Source organism: Nonomuraea sp. NPDC005983 (assembly GCF_040614375.1).
In the GTDB taxonomy this organism is placed as follows: domain Bacteria; phylum Actinomycetota; class Actinomycetes; order Streptosporangiales; family Streptosporangiaceae; genus Nonomuraea.
Genome location: NZ_JBEXUP010000023.1, coordinates 17,935 through 35,840 on the forward strand (window position 1 = coordinate 17,935; position 17,906 = coordinate 35,840).

22 protein-coding genes are annotated in these 17,906 nt (G+C 71.0%); 12 read left to right on the forward strand and 10 right to left on the reverse strand.

Annotation, left to right across the window (positions count from 1 at the left end; translation table 11 throughout):
• Positions 1-97 precede the first annotated feature (97 nt).
• Positions 98-679 carry a copper chaperone PCu(A)C gene (locus ABZ297_RS13545; RefSeq protein WP_355344321.1) on the forward strand — a complete coding sequence of 194 codons (582 nt, stop codon included), beginning with the start codon at positions 98-100 and terminating at the stop codon, positions 677-679.
• 311 nt (positions 680-990) lie between these two features.
• Here ABZ297_RS13545 and ABZ297_RS13550 read toward each other — a convergent pair whose 3' ends face one another.
• Together ABZ297_RS13550 and ABZ297_RS13555 are read right to left on the reverse strand one after the other, a co-directional pair.
• Positions 991-1,683, reverse strand: a complete 693-nt coding sequence (locus ABZ297_RS13550) for a response regulator transcription factor (RefSeq protein ID WP_355344324.1) — start codon at positions 1,681-1,683, stop codon at positions 991-993.
• Complete coding sequence (locus tag ABZ297_RS13555) at positions 1,680-2,858, reverse strand: ATP-binding protein (protein WP_355344327.1); 1,179 nt, start codon at positions 2,856-2,858, stop codon at positions 1,680-1,682. The genes ABZ297_RS13550 and ABZ297_RS13555 overlap by 4 nt, the downstream gene beginning before the upstream one ends.
• 123 nt (positions 2,859-2,981) lie before the next feature.
• Here ABZ297_RS13555 and phoU point away from each other — a divergent pair, with 123 nt between their 5' ends.
• Positions 2,982-3,626, forward strand: coding sequence for a phosphate signaling complex protein PhoU (phoU, locus tag ABZ297_RS13560; RefSeq protein WP_355344330.1), 645 nt, complete (start codon positions 2,982-2,984; stop codon positions 3,624-3,626).
• 44 nt (positions 3,627-3,670) lie between these two features.
• Here the strand turns inward: phoU and ABZ297_RS13565 are convergent, their stop codons facing one another.
• Together ABZ297_RS13565 and ABZ297_RS13570 are read right to left on the reverse strand one after the other, a co-directional pair.
• Positions 3,671-4,414: a phosphoglyceromutase gene (locus ABZ297_RS13565; RefSeq protein WP_355344333.1), complete on the reverse strand. Its 744-nt coding sequence runs from the start codon at positions 4,412-4,414 to the stop codon at positions 3,671-3,673.
• Between the two features lie 10 nt (positions 4,415-4,424).
• Positions 4,425-5,222 (reverse strand): SAM-dependent methyltransferase, encoded by a 798-nt coding sequence (locus ABZ297_RS13570; RefSeq protein ID WP_355344336.1) that lies wholly within the window; start codon positions 5,220-5,222, stop codon positions 4,425-4,427.
• 35 nt (positions 5,223-5,257) lie between these two features.
• Here ABZ297_RS13570 and ABZ297_RS13575 point away from each other — a divergent pair, with 35 nt between their 5' ends.
• On the forward strand, positions 5,258-6,559 hold the full coding sequence (locus ABZ297_RS13575; RefSeq protein WP_355344339.1) for an MFS transporter: 1,302 nt from the start codon (positions 5,258-5,260) through the stop codon (positions 6,557-6,559).
• A 1-nt stretch (position 6,560) separates the two neighbouring features.
• On the opposite strand, the gene ABZ297_RS13580 is transcribed toward ABZ297_RS13575, so the two are convergent.
• On the reverse strand, positions 6,561-7,076 hold the full coding sequence (locus tag ABZ297_RS13580) for a YbjN domain-containing protein (protein ID WP_355344342.1): 516 nt from the start codon (positions 7,074-7,076) through the stop codon (positions 6,561-6,563).
• Positions 7,077-7,085: 9 nt separating this feature from the next.
• Complete coding sequence (gene mshA, locus ABZ297_RS13585) at positions 7,086-8,366, reverse strand: D-inositol-3-phosphate glycosyltransferase (RefSeq protein WP_355344345.1); 1,281 nt, start codon at positions 8,364-8,366, stop codon at positions 7,086-7,088.
• A 104-nt stretch (positions 8,367-8,470) separates the two neighbouring features.
• Here mshA and ABZ297_RS13590 point away from each other — a divergent pair, with 104 nt between their 5' ends.
• Entirely contained in the window at positions 8,471-9,214 is a 744-nt protein-coding gene (locus ABZ297_RS13590) for an SDR family NAD(P)-dependent oxidoreductase (protein ID WP_355344347.1), read from the forward strand.
• Positions 9,207-9,989: a class I SAM-dependent methyltransferase gene (locus ABZ297_RS13595; protein WP_355344350.1), complete on the forward strand. Its 783-nt coding sequence runs from the start codon at positions 9,207-9,209 to the stop codon at positions 9,987-9,989. Before ABZ297_RS13590 ends, ABZ297_RS13595 begins: the two co-directional genes overlap by 8 nt.
• A gap of 63 nt (positions 9,990-10,052) precedes the next feature.
• On the opposite strand, the gene ABZ297_RS13600 is transcribed toward ABZ297_RS13595, so the two are convergent.
• Positions 10,053-10,556 carry an O-acetyl-ADP-ribose deacetylase gene (locus ABZ297_RS13600; RefSeq protein WP_355344353.1) on the reverse strand — a complete coding sequence of 168 codons (504 nt, stop codon included), beginning with the start codon at positions 10,554-10,556 and terminating at the stop codon, positions 10,053-10,055.
• Between the two features lie 54 nt (positions 10,557-10,610).
• On the opposite strand from ABZ297_RS13600, the gene ABZ297_RS13605 reads away from it, so the two are divergent.
• The 5 genes from ABZ297_RS13605 (at position 10,611) to ABZ297_RS13625 (ending at position 13,320) form a co-directional block, all read left to right on the forward strand.
• The gene (locus ABZ297_RS13605) at positions 10,611-10,967 is read left to right on the forward strand and encodes a BlaI/MecI/CopY family transcriptional regulator (RefSeq protein WP_355344356.1); all 357 of its coding nucleotides are present in this window, start codon (positions 10,611-10,613) and stop codon (positions 10,965-10,967) included.
• Positions 10,964-11,869, forward strand: coding sequence for a M56 family metallopeptidase (locus tag ABZ297_RS13610; protein ID WP_355344359.1), 906 nt, complete (start codon positions 10,964-10,966; stop codon positions 11,867-11,869). Before ABZ297_RS13605 ends, ABZ297_RS13610 begins: the two co-directional genes overlap by 4 nt.
• Before the next feature lie 61 nt (positions 11,870-11,930).
• Positions 11,931-12,425: a helix-turn-helix transcriptional regulator gene (locus ABZ297_RS13615; protein WP_355344362.1), complete on the forward strand. Its 495-nt coding sequence runs from the start codon at positions 11,931-11,933 to the stop codon at positions 12,423-12,425.
• A 3-nt stretch (positions 12,426-12,428) separates the two neighbouring features.
• Positions 12,429-12,836 (forward strand): hypothetical protein, encoded by a 408-nt coding sequence (locus tag ABZ297_RS13620; protein ID WP_355344365.1) that lies wholly within the window; start codon positions 12,429-12,431, stop codon positions 12,834-12,836.
• 115 nt (positions 12,837-12,951) lie between these two features.
• Positions 12,952-13,320, forward strand: coding sequence for a DUF2516 family protein (locus ABZ297_RS13625; RefSeq protein WP_355344368.1), 369 nt, complete (start codon positions 12,952-12,954; stop codon positions 13,318-13,320).
• A 98-nt stretch (positions 13,321-13,418) separates the two neighbouring features.
• Here ABZ297_RS13625 and ABZ297_RS13630 read toward each other — a convergent pair whose 3' ends face one another.
• Entirely contained in the window at positions 13,419-14,129 is a 711-nt protein-coding gene (locus tag ABZ297_RS13630; protein ID WP_355344371.1) for an SGNH/GDSL hydrolase family protein, read from the reverse strand.
• Positions 14,130-14,158: 29 nt separating this feature from the next.
• On the opposite strand from ABZ297_RS13630, the gene ABZ297_RS13635 reads away from it, so the two are divergent.
• Positions 14,159-14,920 carry an alanyl-tRNA editing protein gene (locus ABZ297_RS13635; RefSeq protein ID WP_355344374.1) on the forward strand — a complete coding sequence of 254 codons (762 nt, stop codon included), beginning with the start codon at positions 14,159-14,161 and terminating at the stop codon, positions 14,918-14,920.
• 91 nt (positions 14,921-15,011) lie between these two features.
• On the opposite strand, the gene ABZ297_RS13640 is transcribed toward ABZ297_RS13635, so the two are convergent.
• Entirely contained in the window at positions 15,012-15,698 is a 687-nt protein-coding gene (locus tag ABZ297_RS13640; protein WP_355344377.1) for an ankyrin repeat domain-containing protein, read from the reverse strand.
• Positions 15,695-16,639: a TetR/AcrR family transcriptional regulator C-terminal domain-containing protein gene (locus ABZ297_RS13645; protein WP_355344380.1), complete on the reverse strand. Its 945-nt coding sequence runs from the start codon at positions 16,637-16,639 to the stop codon at positions 15,695-15,697. The genes ABZ297_RS13640 and ABZ297_RS13645 overlap by 4 nt, the downstream gene beginning before the upstream one ends.
• Before the next feature lie 163 nt (positions 16,640-16,802).
• Here ABZ297_RS13645 and ABZ297_RS13650 point away from each other — a divergent pair, with 163 nt between their 5' ends.
• Positions 16,803-17,894, forward strand: a complete 1,092-nt coding sequence (locus ABZ297_RS13650; protein WP_355344383.1) for an FAD-dependent monooxygenase — start codon at positions 16,803-16,805, stop codon at positions 17,892-17,894.
• Positions 17,895-17,906: the final 12 nt, after the last annotated feature.

A 17,906-nucleotide genomic window follows, 5' to 3' on the forward strand; every position in this document is an offset into this window, starting at 1 on the left:
GGGGTGTGGATATGACCGTCGATTGAGGTGGATATGGTAGGCGCTGCCCATCCCCGCATGCGCCACCCCCATGCGCCACACCAAGGAGAACCCGCTCGTGACCAGCCGTCGCTGGGCTATCGCCGCAGCCGCACTCCTGGCAGCCCCCGTGCTCGCGGGCTGTTCGGCCGGATTCGACGCCAACACCAACAAGCCATACGCACCCAACGAAGCGGCCGCCCTCATCGACAACGGCGCTTACGGCACGCGGGGCATCGAGATCCCGCAGGCGTTCATCCTCGGCCCCGACTCCGGCGCCCAGCTCGCCTGGCGAGGCTCGGCCCCCATCTACCTGAACATCCTCAACACCAAGGGCGCCCCCGACACGCTCCAGGCGGTCTCGGCCGGCGACATGGGCGCCGTGAAGGTCGCCGCGCCGATCCAGCTGCCGAGCAACCAGCTCGTCAACACCGGCAAGCCGACCCCTCAGCTCATGCTGGAGGGCATCTCGAAGGGCCTCAGAGGCGGCGAGACGATCCGCCTGGACCTCCAGTTCGCCAACGCCGGCGTCGTGTCCCTGAACGTCCCTGTGGTCACGCGCAGCCGCGAGTTCAAGGACTACCCCGCGGCGCCGAACGCCACCGCGGCCCCGACCCCGTCGGCCTCTCCCTCAGCCGCGGCCACGGAAGCGGCCCACTGACGGCAGCGGACGGCCCGGACCGCCACGCGGGGGCGGCAGCGCACGCACACGCTGACTGCCGCTACACCGCCGGGGCGGCCGCGTACGTGACGGCCACGGGAACGCCCAGAAGGCCGCGTACGGCACGCTGACAGTCGACGACGGCCCAGACCGCCCAGAAGGCCGTCACAGCCCTACGGACGCCCAGAAGGCCGCGTACGGCACGTCGGCGGCGCGGGCGGTCCCAAACCAGCGGGAGGCCTCAGAAGAAGGCGGCCCCTGACAAGCGAGAGCCCCTGTTCCGGCCGGAACAGGGGCTCTCGCTTGTCAGGTCACTCGTCGGCGGCGTCGAACTTGTAGCCGAGCCCGCGCACCGTCAGGATGCAGCGCGGGTTGGACGGATCGGCCTCGATCTTCGCGCGCAGCCGCTTGACGTGCACGTCCAGGGTCTTGGTGTCGCCCACGTAGTCGGCCCCCCAGACGCGGTCGATGAGCTGGCCGCGGGTCAGGACGCGTCCCGCGTTGCGCAGCAGCACCTCCAGCAGCTCGAACTCCTTCAGCGGGAGCTGCACCTGCTCGCCGCGCACGGCCACGACGTGCCTGTCGACGTCCATGCGCACCGGGCCGACGGCGAGCACCGCCGACTCCAGCTCCTCCACGACGTCGCCCTGGCGGCGCAGCACGGCGCGGATGCGGGCGACCAGCTCGCGCGAGGAGAACGGCTTGGTCACGTAGTCGTCGGCGCCCAGCTCCAGGCCCACGACCTTGTCGATCTCGCTGTCCTTGGCGGTCAGCATGATGACCGGCACCTTGGAGCGCTGCCGCAGCGAGCGGCACACCTCGGTGCCGGGCAGGCCGGGCAGCATCAGGTCGAGCAGCACCAGGTCGGCGCCGTTGCGGTCGAAGGTGTCGAGCGCCTCGGGCCCGGTCACCGCGACCGACACCTCGAAGCCCTCCTTGCGCAGCATGTAGGACAGGGCGTCGGAGAACGACTCCTCGTCCTCGACGACGAGAACTCGGGTCATGGTGCGGCCTCCAGGGGAGTTGAGGGTGGTACTGCCACCGCCGTGCCGCCGAAGGCGGGCAGGCGGAGGGTGAAGGTGGATCCGGAGCCTTCCTTGCTCCAGACGGAGACCTCGCCGGCGTGCGCGGCTGCGACGTGCTTGACGATGGCGAGGCCGAGGCCGGTGCCGCCGGTCGCGCGGGACCTGGCGGCGTCGACCCGGAAGAACCGTTCGAAGATCCGCTCCAGCGACTCTTCAGGGATGCCGATGCCCTGGTCGCTGACGCTGATCTCGACGGAGTCACCGGCGGGTCTGACGCTGACCACGACCCGGGTGTGTTCAGGGCTGTAGGCGATGGCGTTGTCGATGAGGTTGCGCAGCGCGGTGACGAGCAGTTCCTCGTCGCCCCAGATGCGCAGCCCCTCGGCGCCGCCGGAGACCAGGGTGATGTCCTTGGCGATGGCCCTGGTGTTGCAGTGGTCTATGGCGTCGTTGACACACTCGTCGATCGGCACCTGCCCCGGGGTGGGGATGGGTTCCGCGCCCTGGATCCTGCTCAGCGTGATGAGGTCCTGCACGAGGTAGGTGAGCCTGGCGGCCTCGTGCTGCATCCGCCCGGCGAAGCGGGTGACCGCCTCGGGGTCGTCGGCGGCGTCCTGGACGGTCTCGGCGAGCAGGCTCAGGGCGCCGACCGGGGTCTTCAGCTCGTGGCTGACGTTCGCCACGAAGTCGCGGCGCACCGCCTCGACCCTTTGGCGCTCGGTCTGGTCCTCGGCGAGCACCAGCACCTGGCCGTGGGAGCCGAGCGGGGCGACCCGGACGGCGAAGTTGGTGATCTCCTGGCCGAACTTGTGCCCGGCCACGTCGATCTCCGTCTCTCTGATCTCACCGTCGCGCCGTACCTGCCGTGCCAGGGCGAGCAGCTCGGCGGCCATCAGCCTGTCGCCCTTGACCAACCCGAACGCGCGCGCGGCCGAGCTGGCGCGCAGCACGCGGTCGTGCGCGTCGAGGACGACGGCGGACGACGGCAGCACGGCAAGGACCGAGGCGACCCCCTGTGGAAGGGCTCCGGCCTCGGGGTTGCCGTCTGTCTTGGCCCGGCTCGGTGTCTCGATCTGGTTCCGGTAGAACAGGACCGCCAGGGCTCCCACCACGAACCCGGCCAGGGCCGTGAAGCTCATGGCCATCTCACTCATGCCTCCGATGGTAGGTCGCGAAAATCTGATGACAGCCCTCCCACCTGCGGATGAATGGCTCTTTCCCGGAAAGTTCATCTCTTGGTAGAAGTTCGTTCATCGTCGGGCACGTACGGTGACGGCATGCGCGACGCGTACCATGAAGAACTCGACTCGCTCACCGACAAGCTGGTGGAGATGACCCGGCTTGTCCGTTCGGCCATCTCGCGGGCCACGACCGCCCTGCTCGACTCCGACCTCCAGCTCGCCGAGAGCGTCATCTCCCGTGACGCGGAGGTGAACGCCGTCTTCAGCAACATCGAGACGTCCATCTTCGAGTTGATGGCCAGGCAGCAGCCGGTGGCGGTGGACCTGCGGATGGTCATCACGGCGCTCCGCATGGGCACCGACCTGGAGCGGATGGGCGACCTGGCAGTGCACGTGGCCAAGGTGGCCCGGCTGCGCCACCCCGACTCGGCGATCCCACCGGAGACGCGCTCGACCATCATCGAGATGGGGCAGATCGCGGAGAACCTGGTCACCAAGGCGGGCGCCTGTGTCGCGTCCCGTGACGTCGAGTCGGCCCTGGAGCTGGAGCAGGACGACGACGCCATGGACCGGCTGCACAGGCGGCTGTTCAGGAACATCCTGTCGAAGGACTGGCCGCACGGGGTGGAGCCGGCCATCGACATCACGCTGATCGGCCGCTACTACGAGCGGTACGCCGACCACGCGGTACGGGTCGCGGCCGACGTCGTCTACCTGGTCACAGGCTCGCGCCCGAGCTGAGGACCGAGCTTCAGGCGGGGCCGCCGGGCCCCGCCTGACGCGTTTCAGCGGCCCTGGTTGGCCACCGCCTCGATGGCCGACTTGGCGGCCTCGGGGTCGAGGTACTCGCCGCCCGCCCGCAGGGGGCGGAAGTCGGCGTCGAGTTCGTAGCGCAGCGGGATGCCCGTGGGGATGTTGAGGCCGGCGATCTCGTCGTCGCCGACGCCGTCGAGGTGCTTGACCAGGGCGCGCAGCGAGTTGCCGTGCGCGGCCACGAGGACCGTGCGACCGGCCGCCAGATCGGGGACGATCTCGTCGTACCAGTACGGGAGCATCCGCTCGACGACGTCCTTGAGGCATTCGGTGCGGGGCATCAACTCGGGCGGGAGCATCGCGTAGCGGGGGTCGCCGATCTGGGAGTACTCGTCGCCGTCGGCGATCGGGGGCGGCGGCACGTCGTAGGAGCGCCGCCACAGCATGAACTGCTCGTCGCCGAACTCCTCACGGGTCTGCGCCTTGTTCTTGCCCTGCAGCGCGCCGTAGTGACGCTCGTTGAGCCTCCAGGAGCGCTTCACGGGCAGCCAGAGCAGGCCGGCCTCCCCCAGCGCGTACTGGGCCGTCTGGATGGCCCTCGTCAGCAGGCTGGTGTGCACGACGTCGGGACGCACCCCGGCGTCCACCAGGAGGCCGCCGCCCCGGCGGGCCTCGTCCTCGCCCTTGGCCGACAGGCTGACGTCCACCCACCCGGTGAACAGGCCTTTCGCGTTCCAGTCACTCTCGCCGTGCCGCAGCAGCACCAAAGTCGCCATGTGCCCAATCCTATGGTTTACGGGCGACCCCGCAGAGGAAGTACGGCCGCGCCCCCGCGAAGGTCGGCGCGAAGTCCACCAGGTCGGTGCGCCACTCCGGCAGGTTCACCACGCCGGGTTCGACCAGCTCAAGGGCGTCGAACAGGGAGATGATCTCGGACGAGGGCCTGGCCGTGAACCCGGCGGACGCGCCCCGGTAGATCTTCTCCACGCCCGGCACCGCCTCGGGCTGGATGTCGCTGCAGACGTGCGACAGCACCAGGTAGCTACCGGGCGCGAGGGACGCCATCAGCTCCTCGACGATCGGCTTGGGGTCCGCGCGGACGAAGTGCACGATCGCCAGCAGCAGCACCGCGACGGGCCGTCCGAGGTCGAGGTGCCCGCGCAGCTCGGGGTGGTCGATGATCGCCCGCGGGTTGCGGAGGTCCCCCTGCAGGACGCGCACGTTGGGGCTGTCGGACAGCAGCGCGCGGGCGTGGGCGAGGACCTGCGGGTCGTTGTCGACGTACACGGTCCTGGCCGACGGGGCCGCCCTCTCGGCCACCTGGTGGACGTTCTGCTGGGTCGGCAGTCCGGCGCCGATGTCGAGAAACTGCCTGATGCCGTTGGCGGCGAGGAAGCGCACGGCCCGTCCGAGAAAGGCGCGGTTCTCTCGCGCTCCGACAGGGATATGCGGGACGATCTTCAATACCTGATCCCCTGCGGCACGGTCGGCGGGAAAATTGTCCTTTCCGCCCAGAAAATAGTCATACATCCGTGCGACATTCGGGATATTTGGATCAAAACTCCCAGACTCCGTCACAGCCATTGATCTTACGTTATTTCCAGATAATGATCTCGGGCATGGCCGAATCCCGGGTGTTAGGTGTGGGGCTCGCTCCCGGTCACACCAAGACCAATCTGCTCGCCTGCTGGTTCGTCGGACTCACGGCGACCATGGTGATCTCGTTCCTGCCGACCGCGCAGCCGTACATCCTGTCGGGCGTGCTCGGCGTGCCGTCCGGGGCGCAGGGCCGGATCGTGGGCGTCCTCGGCTTCGCCGCCGAGCTGACCATGATCGTCAGCCTGGCCTGGTTCGGCGCGCTCGCCGACCGCTACGGCCGCAGACCGATCGTGATCGCCGGATTCGTCCTGGCGGCGGTGGGGACAGCGCTGTTCCCCTTCGCGGGCGACACGGTCGCGCTCGTCGCGCTCAGGGTGGTGTTCTCGCTCGGCGCGGCGGCGCTCGGCGGGATGTTCGCCACGCTCGCGATCGACTACGCCGCGGAGCGCTCGCGCGGCAGGTCCTACGGGGTACTGGGGGTCTTCAGCGGGCTGGGCGCGATGGCGGCCGTGTTCGGGCTGGCCAGGCTGCCACAGTTGTTCGAGCGGCAGGGGCTGTCGCAGGCGGGCGCCGCCAGGGTGTCGTTCCTGGTGGTCGCGGTGGGGCTGCTGGCGGTGGGGCTGGTCATGCGGTTCGTGCTGTCGCCGTCGGTGAGCGTGCCGCACGTCCCGCTGACCAGGCTGGTACGCGAAGGGGCGGGGCTGGTGCGCGACCCGGGCGTGGCGCTGGCCTACGCCGCCGCGTTCGTCGCCAGGGCCGATCTGGCGGTGGTCGCCGGGTTCATGTCGCTCTGGGTCGCCGACCAGGGCGTGCGCGAGGCGGGCATGTCCATGGCCGCCTCGCTGGCGCGGGCGGGCATGGTCGTCGGCGTCGCCCACACGATGGCGCTGCTCGCCTCGCCGCTGCTCGGCTGGCTGGGCGACCGCGTGAAGCGGCAGAACCTGGTCATCGGCTGCCAGGCGCTGGCCGCGGTGTCGTACCTGTCGACGCTGCTGATCGACGACCCGCTCGGCCCCGGCATGCTGGTCGTCGCCGCCCTGGTCGGGATCGGGGAGATCGCCGGGATCAACACCGCAGGGCCGCTGCTGGCGCAGCAGGCCCCCGCCCGGGTGCGCGGGTCGGCGTTCGGGGTGCAGGCGCTCTGCGGGGCGCTGGGCATCCTGACCGTCTCCGCGCTCGGCGGCTGGCTCTACGACGTCTGGACGCCCGCCGCGCCGTTCGTCGTCTCGGGCGTGCTGGGGCTGGCCGTGGTGGCGTTCGGCCTGGTGATCAGGGCGCGGGTGGTGCCGAACCCGGAGGCGGAGCCCGTCGCCGTGGGGTGACTCAGGACACTGGCCGGCCGGCGGGGTGGTTGGCGGGGTCGGCGAAGCGCGCGAACGCCCGCAGGTTCGCCAGCGACTCGCCGCGCTTGGCCCGCCACTCCCACTCGCGCCTGATGGACGAGGCGAAGCCCAGCTCCAGGGCCCGGTCGAACCAGTCGTCGGCGTAGGTCAGGACGCAGCCGAGTATCCGGTCGATCTCGTCCGCGTCGACTCCCCCGAGCGGCAGCTTGCCGACGAGGTAGACGTCGCCGGCGGGATCGAGGGAGAAGTGCACGCCGTACATGGAGCCGTTCTTGCCGAGCAGCCACTTGTAGAACTCGGCGTGGTTCTCGTCCGGCTGGCGGCAGAAGAACGCCTCGACGTGCAGCGCCTGCTCTCCGACGATCAGCCAGGTCATGGTCGCGAGCTTGTGCTCGCCGGGCAGCCGCACCAGGAACGCTCCCGGCCGCGGCTCGTCGTAGGAGACGTCCGCGGCCTTGAGCGCGGCGTCGACGGCCTGTCTGGTGGATTCCCGCATGGGCCCAGCCTAGGAGGTGAGGGCGATCGGCATGCTGGGCTGCTGCGTGGCCAGGGCCTGCGTGTAGACCTCCATGAGGTGGGAGGCGGTGCTCTGCCAGCCGAAGGCGGCGGCGTGCGCGCGGGCGCCCGCCGACAGGCCGTCACGCCAGCGCGGCGAGACGATGAACGGGCGCAGGGCCCGCGCCCAGTCGTGCGCGTCGTGCGAGTCCACCAGGACGCCGGAGACGCCGTCGCGCACGGCGGTGCGCAGCCCGCCCACCGCGGCGGCCGCGACGGGCGTCCCGCATGCCTGTGACTCCAGGGCCACCAGCCCGAACGACTCGCTGTAGGACGGCACGACGGTCACGTCGGCGGCGCGGTACCAGTCGGCCAGCTCGTGCTGCGGGGCGGGCGGCACCAGCCGGACCACGTCCTGGATGCCCAGCTCGGCGGCCAGGTCCGTGAGGACGGACGGCCGGGCGAGCCCGTTGCCCGAAGGGCCGCCCACGCACGCGATGACCAGCCTGTCGCGCAGCGACGGGTCCTCGATGAGCATCCGGGACGCGGCCCGCAGCAGCACGTCGGGGGCCTTCAGCGGCTGGATCCTGCCCACGAACAGCAGCAGGCGCGCGTCCTGGGGCAGGCCGAGCCGGTGGCGGGCGGCGCCCTGCGAGTCGGGCTGGAAGACGGTGAGGTTGACGCCAGGGTGGACGACCGCGACGCGCTCCTCGGGGGCGGCGTACAGCTCCATGAGCTCGCTCCCCTCGTCCTCGGTGTTGGCCACGAGCCGGTCGGCGACCTCCACGACCTGCTGCTCGCCCACCACCCTGGCCCGGGGCTCCGGCTTGTCGTCGCGGGCCAGCAGCAGGTTCTTGACCTTGGCCATCGTGTGCATGGTGTGCACCAGGGGGACGCCCCAGCGCTCCTTGGCCAGCCAGCCGACCTGGCCCGACAGCCAGTAGTGCGAGTGGATGACGTCGTAGCGTCCCGGGTCGTACGTGGCCTCGGTGCGCAGCACGCCCGACAGGAAGGCGCAGAGCTGGGCGGGCAGGTCCGCCCGGTCCATCTCCTCGTACGGCCCTGCCGTCACGTGCCTGACCGTGACGCCGGGGGCGAGTTCCGCGACGGGCGGCAGGTCACGGGCGGTCTGACGGGTGAAGATCTCCACCTCCACGCCCAGCTCGGCCAGCCGCCTGGCCGACTCGACGATGTACACGTTCATCCCGCCGGCGTCGCCTGTGCCCGGCTGATCCAGCGGGGATGTGTGCATGCTGATGGTCGCGACCCGGTTGACCCGTCGTCGCCTCACCCGACATCACCTCCAAACAAAACTTCAACTATGCAGATCTTTGCGACATTCCCGACATGTCGTCACGGCGAGGGTACGAAAAGCCGCCTGGCAGGATGTGACTCATGACGAAGACGGCTGTGGTGACCGGCGCGAGCAGCGGAATCGGTGAGGCTACGGCGCGGCGGCTGGCCGCGGAGGGCTACGACGTGGTGGCCGGCGCGCGTCGGCGCGACCGCCTCGACAAGCTCGCGGCCGAGACGCCCTCGATCAGGCCCGTCACGCTCGACGTGACCTCGCAGGAGTCGGTCGACGCGCTGGTGGCCTCGCTCGACCGCTGCGACGTGCTGGTCAACAACGCGGGAGGCGCGCTCGGCGTGGAGACGGTCGCCAACGGCCGGCTCGACGACTGGCAGCGGATGTACGACACCAACGTGCTCGGCACCCTGCGGATGACCCAGGCGCTGCTGCCGAAGCTGATCGACTCGGGCGACGGGGTGCTGGTGCTGCTGACCTCGACGGCCGGCCTGGTGTCGTACGAGGGAGGCGGCGGGTACGTCGCCGCCAAGCACGCGCAGACCTCCATGGCCGAGACACTCAGGCTGGAGCTCGTCGGCCAGCCGGTGCGGGTCGTCGAGATCGCGCCGGGCATGGTGCAGAGCGAGGGCTTCGCGCTGACCCGCTTCCGCGGTGACGAGGCGGCCGCGGCCCGCGTGTACGAGGGCGTGCCGGGGCCGCTGACCTCCGACGACGTGGCCGACGCCATCGCCTGGTGCGTCACCAGGCCCGCGCACGTGAACATCGACCGCATGGTGATCCGCCCGCGCGCCCAGGCCGCCCAGCACAAGGTGCACCGCGTCAGTGGCTAGACCGGTCGGCGCGATCACCCGGGGCACCACCGGGCACAACCGGCTCAGGCGCTCCGACCGCTGGGTCGCCGCCGTGCACGGCCACCGGCTGCGCGAGCGCCCGCTGGTGGTGGACCTCGGCTACGGCGCGTCCCACACGACCACGCTGGAGCTGTTCACCCGGCTGCGCCGGATCAGCCCCGGCGTCGAGGTGATGGGCATCGAGATCGACCCCGCGCGGGTGGCGCGCGCCAAGCCGTACGAGCGCGAGGGGCTGAGCTTCGCGCTCGGCGGCTTCGAACTGCCGGTCTCCCGCCCGCCGACGCTGGTGCGCGCGTTCAACGTGCTCAGGCAGTACGGCGAGGCGGAGGCGTGGCACTACTGGGACGTGCTGCGCGCCAGGCTGGCGCCCGGCGGGCTGCTGGTGGAGGGCACCTCGTCCGAGGTCGGCCACCGGGCCGTCTGGGTGGGCCTCGACCGCGAGGGCCCGAAGACGCTCACCTTCTCGGCCCGCTTCGACGCCTTCCAGCGGCCCTCCGACCTGGCGGACCGGCTGCCGAAGACGCTCATCCACCGCAACGTGCCGGGTGAGCGCATTCACGCGTTCCTGCGCGACTTCGACCACGCCTGGGCGGTCAGCGCCCCCTACGGAGTGCACGGCCTGCGCCAGCGCTGGTTGGCGGCGGTGGCCAGACTGGGTGAGTCCTGGCCGGTGCCGCGCCAGGCGCCCCTCGGCGGCCGGGCCAGGTGGCGGCTGGGCGAGCTCACGCTCCCCTGGTCCGCGATCGCCCCCTAGTCGCCTTCCCGGACCGCGATCGCCCCGTCAGAGCTGCCTCTCGACCTACAGCTGCCTCTCGACCTACAGCTGCCTCTCGAACGCGGCGTAGGCTCCGGCGTCGAACAGCACGAACCTGACCTCCGCGACCGACGTGTCCGCCTCCCGCACGGCCTGGACTGCGATGCGCGCGGCGTCGTCGAGGGGCCATCGGTAGATGCCCGTGGAGATCGCCGGAAAGGCGACCGTGGCCGCGCCCAGCAACTCGGCGACCCGCAGCGACTCGCGGTAGCAGGACGCCAGCAGGCCCGAGCGGTCCTCCGACTCCGAGTGGACGGGGCCCACCGTGTGGATCACCCAGCGGGCGGGGAGGAGCCCGGCAGTGGTGGCGACCGCCTGGCCGGTCTGCAGGCCCCTGCCGTAGCGGGAGGCCCGCAGTGCCCGGCACTCCTCCAGGATCCGCGGGCCGCCACGGCGATGGATCGCGCCGTCGACCCCGCCTCCGCCCATCAGCGACGAGTTGGCGGCGTTCACCACGGCGTCGACTTGCTGTTCGGTGATGTCTCCCTGGACCAACGTGATGTCCATCTCACCAGCCTCCCGGATGTCTGCTCGACACGTTGTAGTACTACGCTGCAGAGTGTGAAGGGTCTCGGCGAGCTTGAACGCAGCATCATGGACATTCTCTGGGCGGACAGCCGGCCCCTGACCGCCCGCGAGGTGGGCAGGCTCATAGCCGACCGCGATCTCGCCCCCACGACGGTCATGACCGTCCTCGACCGCCTGACCCGCAAGGGCTTCCTCCAGCGCACCCGCGACGGGCGCGCCTGGAGGTATGAACCGGCGGAAAGCCGCGACTCGTACATCGCGGAGCTTATGCTGGAAGCTCTCGACTTGACGGGCGACCGGTCGGCCGCCCTGACCAGGTTCGCACAGGCCGTATCCGGCACCGAGGCGGACGTCCTGCGAAAAGCGCTCACGGAGCTGGAGGACGAGTGATCACGGCAGCGGCGCTGGCAGCGCTCGCCACGGCGTGCGCGGTCGGCTCCTGGCGTTTCACGACCGCCCGGTGGACGTCTCGCGCGCCCCGGGTCGCCATCATCCTGTGGCAGTCCCTCGGCGTCGCCTGGGGCCTGGCCACGACCGGCGCCATGCTGGCCTACGCCGTCCAGCCGTACGGTGTCGGCGTCATGCCCGGCCTGGTCGCCTTCGCCGACGGGCGTCCTCCGCGCGACGCGTGGGACCCGCTGCACGTGCTGGCGATGACCGCGGGGCTCACCGCGCTCGCCGTGCTCGTCGTGGTGCTGCTCACCGCGGGCGTGCAGGCGTTGCGCGCGCGCAGACGGCACCGCATGCTGCTCGCCCTGATCGCCCGCGACGATCCGGGCGTGCCGGGCGTGCGGGTGCTCGACCATCCGGGCGCGGCGGCCTACTGCGTGCCGGGGCTGCGCTCACAGGTGGTGGTCAGCGAGGGCGCGCTCAAGCTGCTGTCGCAGGACGAGCTGACCGCCGTGCTGGCGCACGAGGCCGCGCACGTCCGCGAGCGCCACGACCTGGTGCTGCTGCCGTTCGCCGCACTGCGTAGGGCGCTGCCCTGGTCCAAGGTGGTGTGCGAGGCGCAGGCGCAGGTGGAGCTGCTCGTCGAGATGGCGGCCGACGACCGCGCCCGGCGCTACTGCTCGCCCCGCAGGCTGGCCACGGCGCTGCTCAGGTTCGGCACCGCAGGCGCCATGCCCACCCCGCACGGGATGCTCGGCGTGCACGCGCAGAACGTGATGGCCAGGGTCGACCGGCTCATCAAACCGGGCCCCGAGCTGTCGACAGGGCTGCGTTACGGCATCCTCACGCTTTCGGTGACTTTGGTCACGTCCGCACCCTTCTTGTGGTTCATCCAGCTCTAGCGCTTGCAAATGTTAGCTAGCGTGTTTGCAATTGCAAGCATGGCGAGGCAGACTATCGGGTATGGCACTACCCAAGGTCGGCTCGATCGGTGAGTACATCCGCGACCAGCGGCAGCAGGCGAAGATCTCGCTCCGCCAGCTCGCGGCGGCCGCGGGTGTCTCCAACCCGTACCTCAGCCAGATCGAGCGCGGGTTGCGCAAGCCGAGCGCCGAAATCCTGAACCAGATCGCGAAGGGCCTGCACATCTCCGCGCAGGCGCTCTACGTGCAGGCGGGCCTCATCGAGGACCGCGAACCGCCGAGCGACGTGATCACCGCGGTCAGGGCCGACACGCATCTCACCGGGCGGCAACGCCAGGTGCTGATCGACATCTATGAGTCGTTCCGCAAGGAGAGCCGCACCGAGGGCGAGCAGACCTCCCAGAACGCCCGCCCCCAGCGCGACTCCGAACCGGACGACGGACAGCCGCTACCGGAAGAGTTGCTCGCCGCGCTTGAGCCCTTCACGGCGACTTCCGACAACGGCACCGCCAGCCAGGAAACCAAGGAAGGTTAACCCATGACGCTCGCCACCGAGGTCAAGAAGCTCACCGAGTCCAAGCCGTTCTACGCCGTCGCGGGTGTCGGCGACTACGCCGTCGAGAAGCTGCGCGGGCTGCCCGAGCAGCTGCAGAAGCTCCAGTCGCGCCGCTCCGAGCTCGCCAAGGACCTGCCGGTGAAGGCCCGCAACTACGCCGACAAGGCCGAGGGCATCGCCAGGGAGTTCCCCGACAGGGCCCGCGAGTACGCCGACCACCTCGCCCACCGCGCCACCGTCGCCTACGAGGACTTCGCCAGCCGCGGCCGCAAGGTCGTCAGCAAGGTGAGCGGCGGGGCCGCCCTGGAGCTCGAGGAGGTGTCGGAGGCCGCCCGGCCATCCGTCGCCACCCCGGTCAAGAAGACCCGCACCAGCAAGGCCAAGGCCTGACCGACGCCGGGGCCCGCCTCTGTCGAGGCGGGCCTTCGCGCGCACGGGTCCCGCTTGTCGGGGGCGGCTACTAGGCTGAAGTCACCTCATCGCGGCATCGGGCGGAGCGGAAGACATGAATCTGATCAACGGCGGCCTCAACCTCCTGTTCCTGCTGCTCGCCGCAGGCATCTTCGGCATGTCGGTCTACGCGCTGGTCCACGCGCTGCGCGTGCCGCAGACCGCGTTCGTGGCGGCGGGCAAGCTGCAGAAGAACCTGTGGTTGATCATCCTCGTGCTGGCCACGCTCTTCTCGGCCGCCGGCGCCTGGTCCTACTTCAACTACTTCATGCTGGTCGGCGGCGCGACGTTCATCGGCATCGGGCTGGGCTTCTTCTCGATCATCGCGGTCATCGCCGCCGCCGTGTACATCGTGGACGTGAAGCCCGCCGTCAAGGGCATGGGCGGCCGGGGCGGCAACAACGGCCCCTACGGGCCCTGGTAGACACACCGCGCCCCGGCTCACGGGCCCGATCGCCGGGCAGCGCCGCAAGCGCCCACAGGCCCGCCGGCTGTTGAGCGCCGCATCCGCCTACGGGCCCGCTAGCTGTCGAGCTTCGCCGCCAGCCAGTGCGCCAGGCGGAGATGGCCGGCGAACGTGGGGTGCACGCCGTCGGGCAGCATCACCTCCGCGCGACTGCCCGTGATCCAGCGCTCCCGCAGCGGGTCGAGGAACGCGACCCCCTCCCGCTCCGCCACCCTGGCGAGAGTGTCGCGGATCGCGTACGCCTTGGCCGGGGCGTCGTCGAGCCAGATGGGGCCGACCACGATCACCCGGGTCGACGGCCACCGGGCCCTGGCGTCCCTCAGCAACTGCCGCGCCGCCCGGCTCACGCTGAGCACGCTCCACCGGTGGTCGTTGTGCCCGCCCGAGACCACCAGGACGTCCGGGGCCGGACGCCAGGCCAGTTCCTCCTCGAACGAGCGTTGGAACGTCCGCCCGGCGCGGCCCTCGTTGAGGTAGCCGGTGCCGCCCGCGCCCGCCAGGACGGGCTGCCAGCCGAGCAGCCGCGCGGCCTCCGACGCGTACGTGCGCCACGGCGGCACGGGCCCGGAGCCGACGGTGAAGCTGTCGCCGAGGACCATCATCACCGGCGCGTCGAGCGCCTGCCCGCCGGCCGGCGGGGTGCGCTCTCCGGCGGACTGGTGGCGAGCGACGTTCCCGACGTCGCTCGCACATCCCGATATCGCGTAACAAATCCCCAGGATCAGCGCGGCCGATGCGATCAGGGCGTGACGCAGCGGGCCGCGCATGACCACCTCAGGGGCTCTAGGCTGCCGATATGACCATCGACCTCCACGGGCGTACGCAACGGCTCGAACTCTCGGATCAGAACCTTCGCGACTTCGAGGCCGTCGTGCTGGACTCGACACCCGATGGAATCGTCTTGAGCAGGTCGGCATTCTATCCGGGCGGGGGCGGCCAGCCCGCCGATCACGGAGTTCTCGTGTGGCTGGGTGTCGAGACCCGGATCGTCGGCGTCCGCAAGGGCGATGACCTCGTCCTCGTCCCCGCCGAAGGTGACCCGATTCCCCCGGCTGGCACCACCGTTCAGGCCGCCGTCGCCGACGAGCGCCGCTCGGCCCTCATGCGCACCCACTCGGGGCTGCATGTGCTGTGCGGCGTGGTCTTCCGCGACTACGGCTCCCTGGTCACGGGCGGCAACATGGAGCCGCTCATCTCCCCCGAGAAGCAGACCGTCGGCAGCGCCCGGATGGACTTCAACATGCCCGAGGTGCCCCTTGGGTTCCGCGAGGCGGTCGAGGCGGCCTGCAACGCCGAGATCGCCGCCGACAGGCGCATCGACGTGCGGGTCCTCCCCCGCGAGGACGCGTTCGCGATCCCCGACATCATCAGGACCGCGACGAACCTGGTGCCCGAGACGGTCAAGGACGTGCGGGTCGTCGACATCGTCGGCCTCGACACCCAGGCCGACGGCGGCACCCACGTGGCGTCGACCAAGCAGATCGGCCGCCTGCGGGTGGCGAAGATCGAGAGCAAGGGGCGCGGATTCCGCCGCGTCCGCGTGGAAATCTGCGACTAGGGGCGAATCACGGTCTGCTTCGGCGCGCGACAGCAGCGTGCGCGGGCGGGTAAGCGGCCGGTCGGGAGCCCGGTGACGGCGCGGGCGGAGGTCAGAAGCGGGTGGCCGAGTGGGCGCCCTGGGTGCGGAGCCAGGCGGCCAGGTCGGTGAAGCCGTGGCGGGTCGCGGCGTCGAGCGGGGTCCGGCACTCCCAGGGCGGGAGCCAGTCGAGGTTGGCGCCTCTCGCGAGCAGGTCCTCGGCGACCCCGCGCTGACCGCCGTGGCAGGCGTACCAGAAGCAGAGGTCCAGCTCGTCCTGGTCGGCGACGGTGACCTTGTCGGCCATGCCGAGGGCCGCGGCGTGCCTGGGCACGACGTGCGCGCCGCGCTCCACCAGACGGCGGGCAGCCCGCCACTGGGCGAAGGCCACCGCGTCGGAGAGCGGTGTGCCGTCGGCGATGACCGCGCCGCGGGCGTCGATGTCGGCGCCCGCGTCGAGGAGGGCGTCGATGGCCGTCACGTCGTCGTTGCTCGCCGCCCAGTGCAGGGGCGTCTCCGCGTGGTAGCCGACGAACCGGGCGTTGACGTCGGCGCCCGACTCGACCAGCAGGGCGATGGTCTCGGCGACGTGGGGCCGGTGGCCCGGCCAGTCGGTCGCCACGTGCAGGAGCGTGCGCGCGTCGTCGGGCCTGGCGGTGGCGAGCGACGGGTCGGCCACCAGCAGCCGCTTCAGGGTCTGGACGTCGCCTTCCTCGACGGCCTCGACGGCCTCGTCCATCGGCTCGGGTGCGCTGGTCATGCGTGCCCCTCCACGATCGGGCGAAGGCCGTCGAGCATCGGGCGGAGGCCGAACTCGAAGAGGCGGTCGAAGTCGAAGTCGAACCCGTCCTCCATGCCGCTCACGACCTTGTGGAACGTCGGGTAGGAGCCCGAGCCGACGATCGCCGACAGCTGCGTGTCCTGAGTCCGCATCCACTCGTCCTCGGTGAGCCCCGTGGCGGCCTCGGCCTGGACCTCCGCTTCGAGGCTGGCCGCGAGGCCCTGGACGTAGCTGTAGACCAGGATGTGCACGTGCAGCATGGTGTCGCCGTCGAGGCCGTAGCCGTCGACCGCCGCCAGGGCCCATTCGGTGTGCCTGGCCAGGCTGGGTGACGGCAGCGGCCTGGCCAGCGCGGTGACCCCGGCCATCCAGGGATGGGCGCGGTAGGCGGCCCACTGGGTCCGGGCCCCGGCCTCCAGCCTGGCCCGCCAGCCGTCCGGCGGGTCGTCCGGCAGCGGGAACTCGGCGAGCACCGCCGCGATCATCAGCTCCACCAGGTCGTCCTTGCTGCCGATGTGGCGGTAGAGGGACATGGTGGCCACGCCGAGCCTGCCCGCGATGCCGCGCATGGAGACGGCGGCCAGCCCTTCGGCGTCGGCGATGCCGATGGCCGCCCGCACGATGCGGCCGCGCGTGAGCTCGCCGTCGTGGGCCGCGGGGTGCGGCGGCCGCGCGCCCGGCACGGTGGCGCTCGTGCGGGGCTCCGCGACGACGTTGCCGACGCGGGGCTCGGCCTTGACGACGCCCTCCTGGCCGAGGACGGTCAGGGCCTTGGCGGCGGTGGCCAGGGCGACGTTCCAGTCTCTGGCGAGCTGCCTGGTCGACGGGATGCGGTCGCCGGCGCGGAACTCTCCGTCGGCGATGCGCCGCCTGATGTCGTCGACGATCCGCGCGTACGGCGGAGCACTTTTCCCGACCACTCGGCCTCCTTCCCGGCTGTACTAGTACAGAGCCTAGCAGGGCAGGTGTCAACAGGCCGCCCCCTGTACTAGTACAGAGCAGCGAAAACCCCGCTTGCGTCAGCTGTATGTACGGCGTACATTCAGCCTGCGTACGACGTCAACACCGACAGGGAGTACTCCCATGAACGTCCTCATCTCGGGTGCCGGCATCGGCGGCCCCACGCTCGCCCACTGGCTGCGCAGGCACGGCTGCGACGTCACCGTGGTGGAACGCGCCCCCGCCACCCGCACGGGCGGCCAGGCCGTCGACATCCGCGGGGTCGCCCTCACCGTGGCCGAGCGGACGGGCGTCCTGGAACAGGTCCGCGGCAAGAACACGGACATGCGCGGCATGTCGATGGTCGACGCCGACGGCAACGAGATCATGCGCACCACCGAGAAGACGATCAGCGGCGGGCGGCTCGACAGCGACGACGTCGAGATCATGCGTGACGACCTCACCGAGATCCTCCTCGGCGCGACCAGCGGGGTCGAGTACCTCTACGGCGACTCGATCGCCGAACTCGCCCAGGACGACCACGGTGTGCGGGTCACGTTCGAGAGCGGCGCGCGGCGCGGCTTCGACTACGTCGTGGGCGCCGACGGCCTCCACTCCAACGTGCGGAGACTCACCTTCGGCGACGAGCCCCCGTTCGTCCACCACCTCGGCATGTACGTCGCCATCTACACGACCGACAACTTCCTCGACCTGGACCGCTGGCAGGTGTGGCACCGCGACGGCGAGGCCGGGTTCGGCCTCTACACAGTCCCGGGCAACGCGGAGCTGCGGGTGAACATCGGCTTCGGCGCCCCCGTGATCGGCTACGACCATCGCGACCTCGACGGGCAGAAGCGGCTCGTCGAGCGGCACTGCTCGGGGCTGCGGTGGGAGGGGCCGAGGCTGCTCAAGGCCATGTGGGAGGCGCCCGACTTCTACTTCGACGCGGCGGCCCAGATCCGGATGGACCACTACGCGAAGGGCCGGGTCGCACTGCTCGGCGACGCCGGGTACTGCGCCTCGCTGCTGTCGGGTCAGGGCACCAGCCTGGCCATGGTGGGGGCGTACGTGCTGGCCGACGAGCTCGCCAGGGACCCGTCCGGGGCGTTCGACCGCTACGAGCGCCGCTTGCGGCCGTTCGTCCAGGCGAACCAGGCGCTCGCCACCGAGAACCCGGGCGAGGGGGCGTCGGAGGAGAGCGTACGGAGGGCGGCCAACAGCATCACGCTGGACTGACCCGTCCACGCC

Bases quoted from the DNA above. Each gene is read 5' to 3' on its own strand.
- ABZ297_RS13550 (WP_355344324.1), bottom strand. From the start codon at position 1,683: ATGACCCGAGTTCTCGTCGTCGAGGACGAGGAGTCGTTCTCCGACGCC.
- ABZ297_RS13555 (WP_355344327.1), bottom strand. From the start codon at position 2,858: ATGAGTGAGATGGCCATGAGCTTCACGGCCCTGGCCGGGTTCGTGGTG.
- phoU (WP_355344330.1), top strand. From the start codon at position 2,982: ATGCGCGACGCGTACCATGAAGAACTCGACTCGCTCACCGACAAGCTG.
- ABZ297_RS13565 (WP_355344333.1), bottom strand. From the start codon at position 4,414: ATGGCGACTTTGGTGCTGCTGCGGCACGGCGAGAGTGACTGGAACGCG.
- ABZ297_RS13570 (WP_355344336.1), bottom strand. From the start codon at position 5,222: ATGGCTGTGACGGAGTCTGGGAGTTTTGATCCAAATATCCCGAATGTC.
- ABZ297_RS13575 (WP_355344339.1), top strand. From the start codon at position 5,258: ATGGCCGAATCCCGGGTGTTAGGTGTGGGGCTCGCTCCCGGTCACACC.
- ABZ297_RS13580 (WP_355344342.1), bottom strand. From the start codon at position 7,076: ATGCGGGAATCCACCAGACAGGCCGTCGACGCCGCGCTCAAGGCCGCG.
- ABZ297_RS13590 (WP_355344347.1), top strand. From the start codon at position 8,471: ATGACGAAGACGGCTGTGGTGACCGGCGCGAGCAGCGGAATCGGTGAG.
- ABZ297_RS13600 (WP_355344353.1), bottom strand. From the start codon at position 10,556: ATGGACATCACGTTGGTCCAGGGAGACATCACCGAACAGCAAGTCGAC.
- ABZ297_RS13615 (WP_355344362.1), top strand. From the start codon at position 11,931: ATGGCACTACCCAAGGTCGGCTCGATCGGTGAGTACATCCGCGACCAG.
- ABZ297_RS13620 (WP_355344365.1), top strand. From the start codon at position 12,429: ATGACGCTCGCCACCGAGGTCAAGAAGCTCACCGAGTCCAAGCCGTTC.
- ABZ297_RS13625 (WP_355344368.1), top strand. From the start codon at position 12,952: ATGAATCTGATCAACGGCGGCCTCAACCTCCTGTTCCTGCTGCTCGCC.
- ABZ297_RS13630 (WP_355344371.1), bottom strand. From the start codon at position 14,129: ATGCGCGGCCCGCTGCGTCACGCCCTGATCGCATCGGCCGCGCTGATC.
- ABZ297_RS13635 (WP_355344374.1), top strand. From the start codon at position 14,159: ATGACCATCGACCTCCACGGGCGTACGCAACGGCTCGAACTCTCGGAT.
- ABZ297_RS13640 (WP_355344377.1), bottom strand. From the start codon at position 15,698: ATGACCAGCGCACCCGAGCCGATGGACGAGGCCGTCGAGGCCGTCGAG.
- ABZ297_RS13650 (WP_355344383.1), top strand. From the start codon at position 16,803: ATGAACGTCCTCATCTCGGGTGCCGGCATCGGCGGCCCCACGCTCGCC.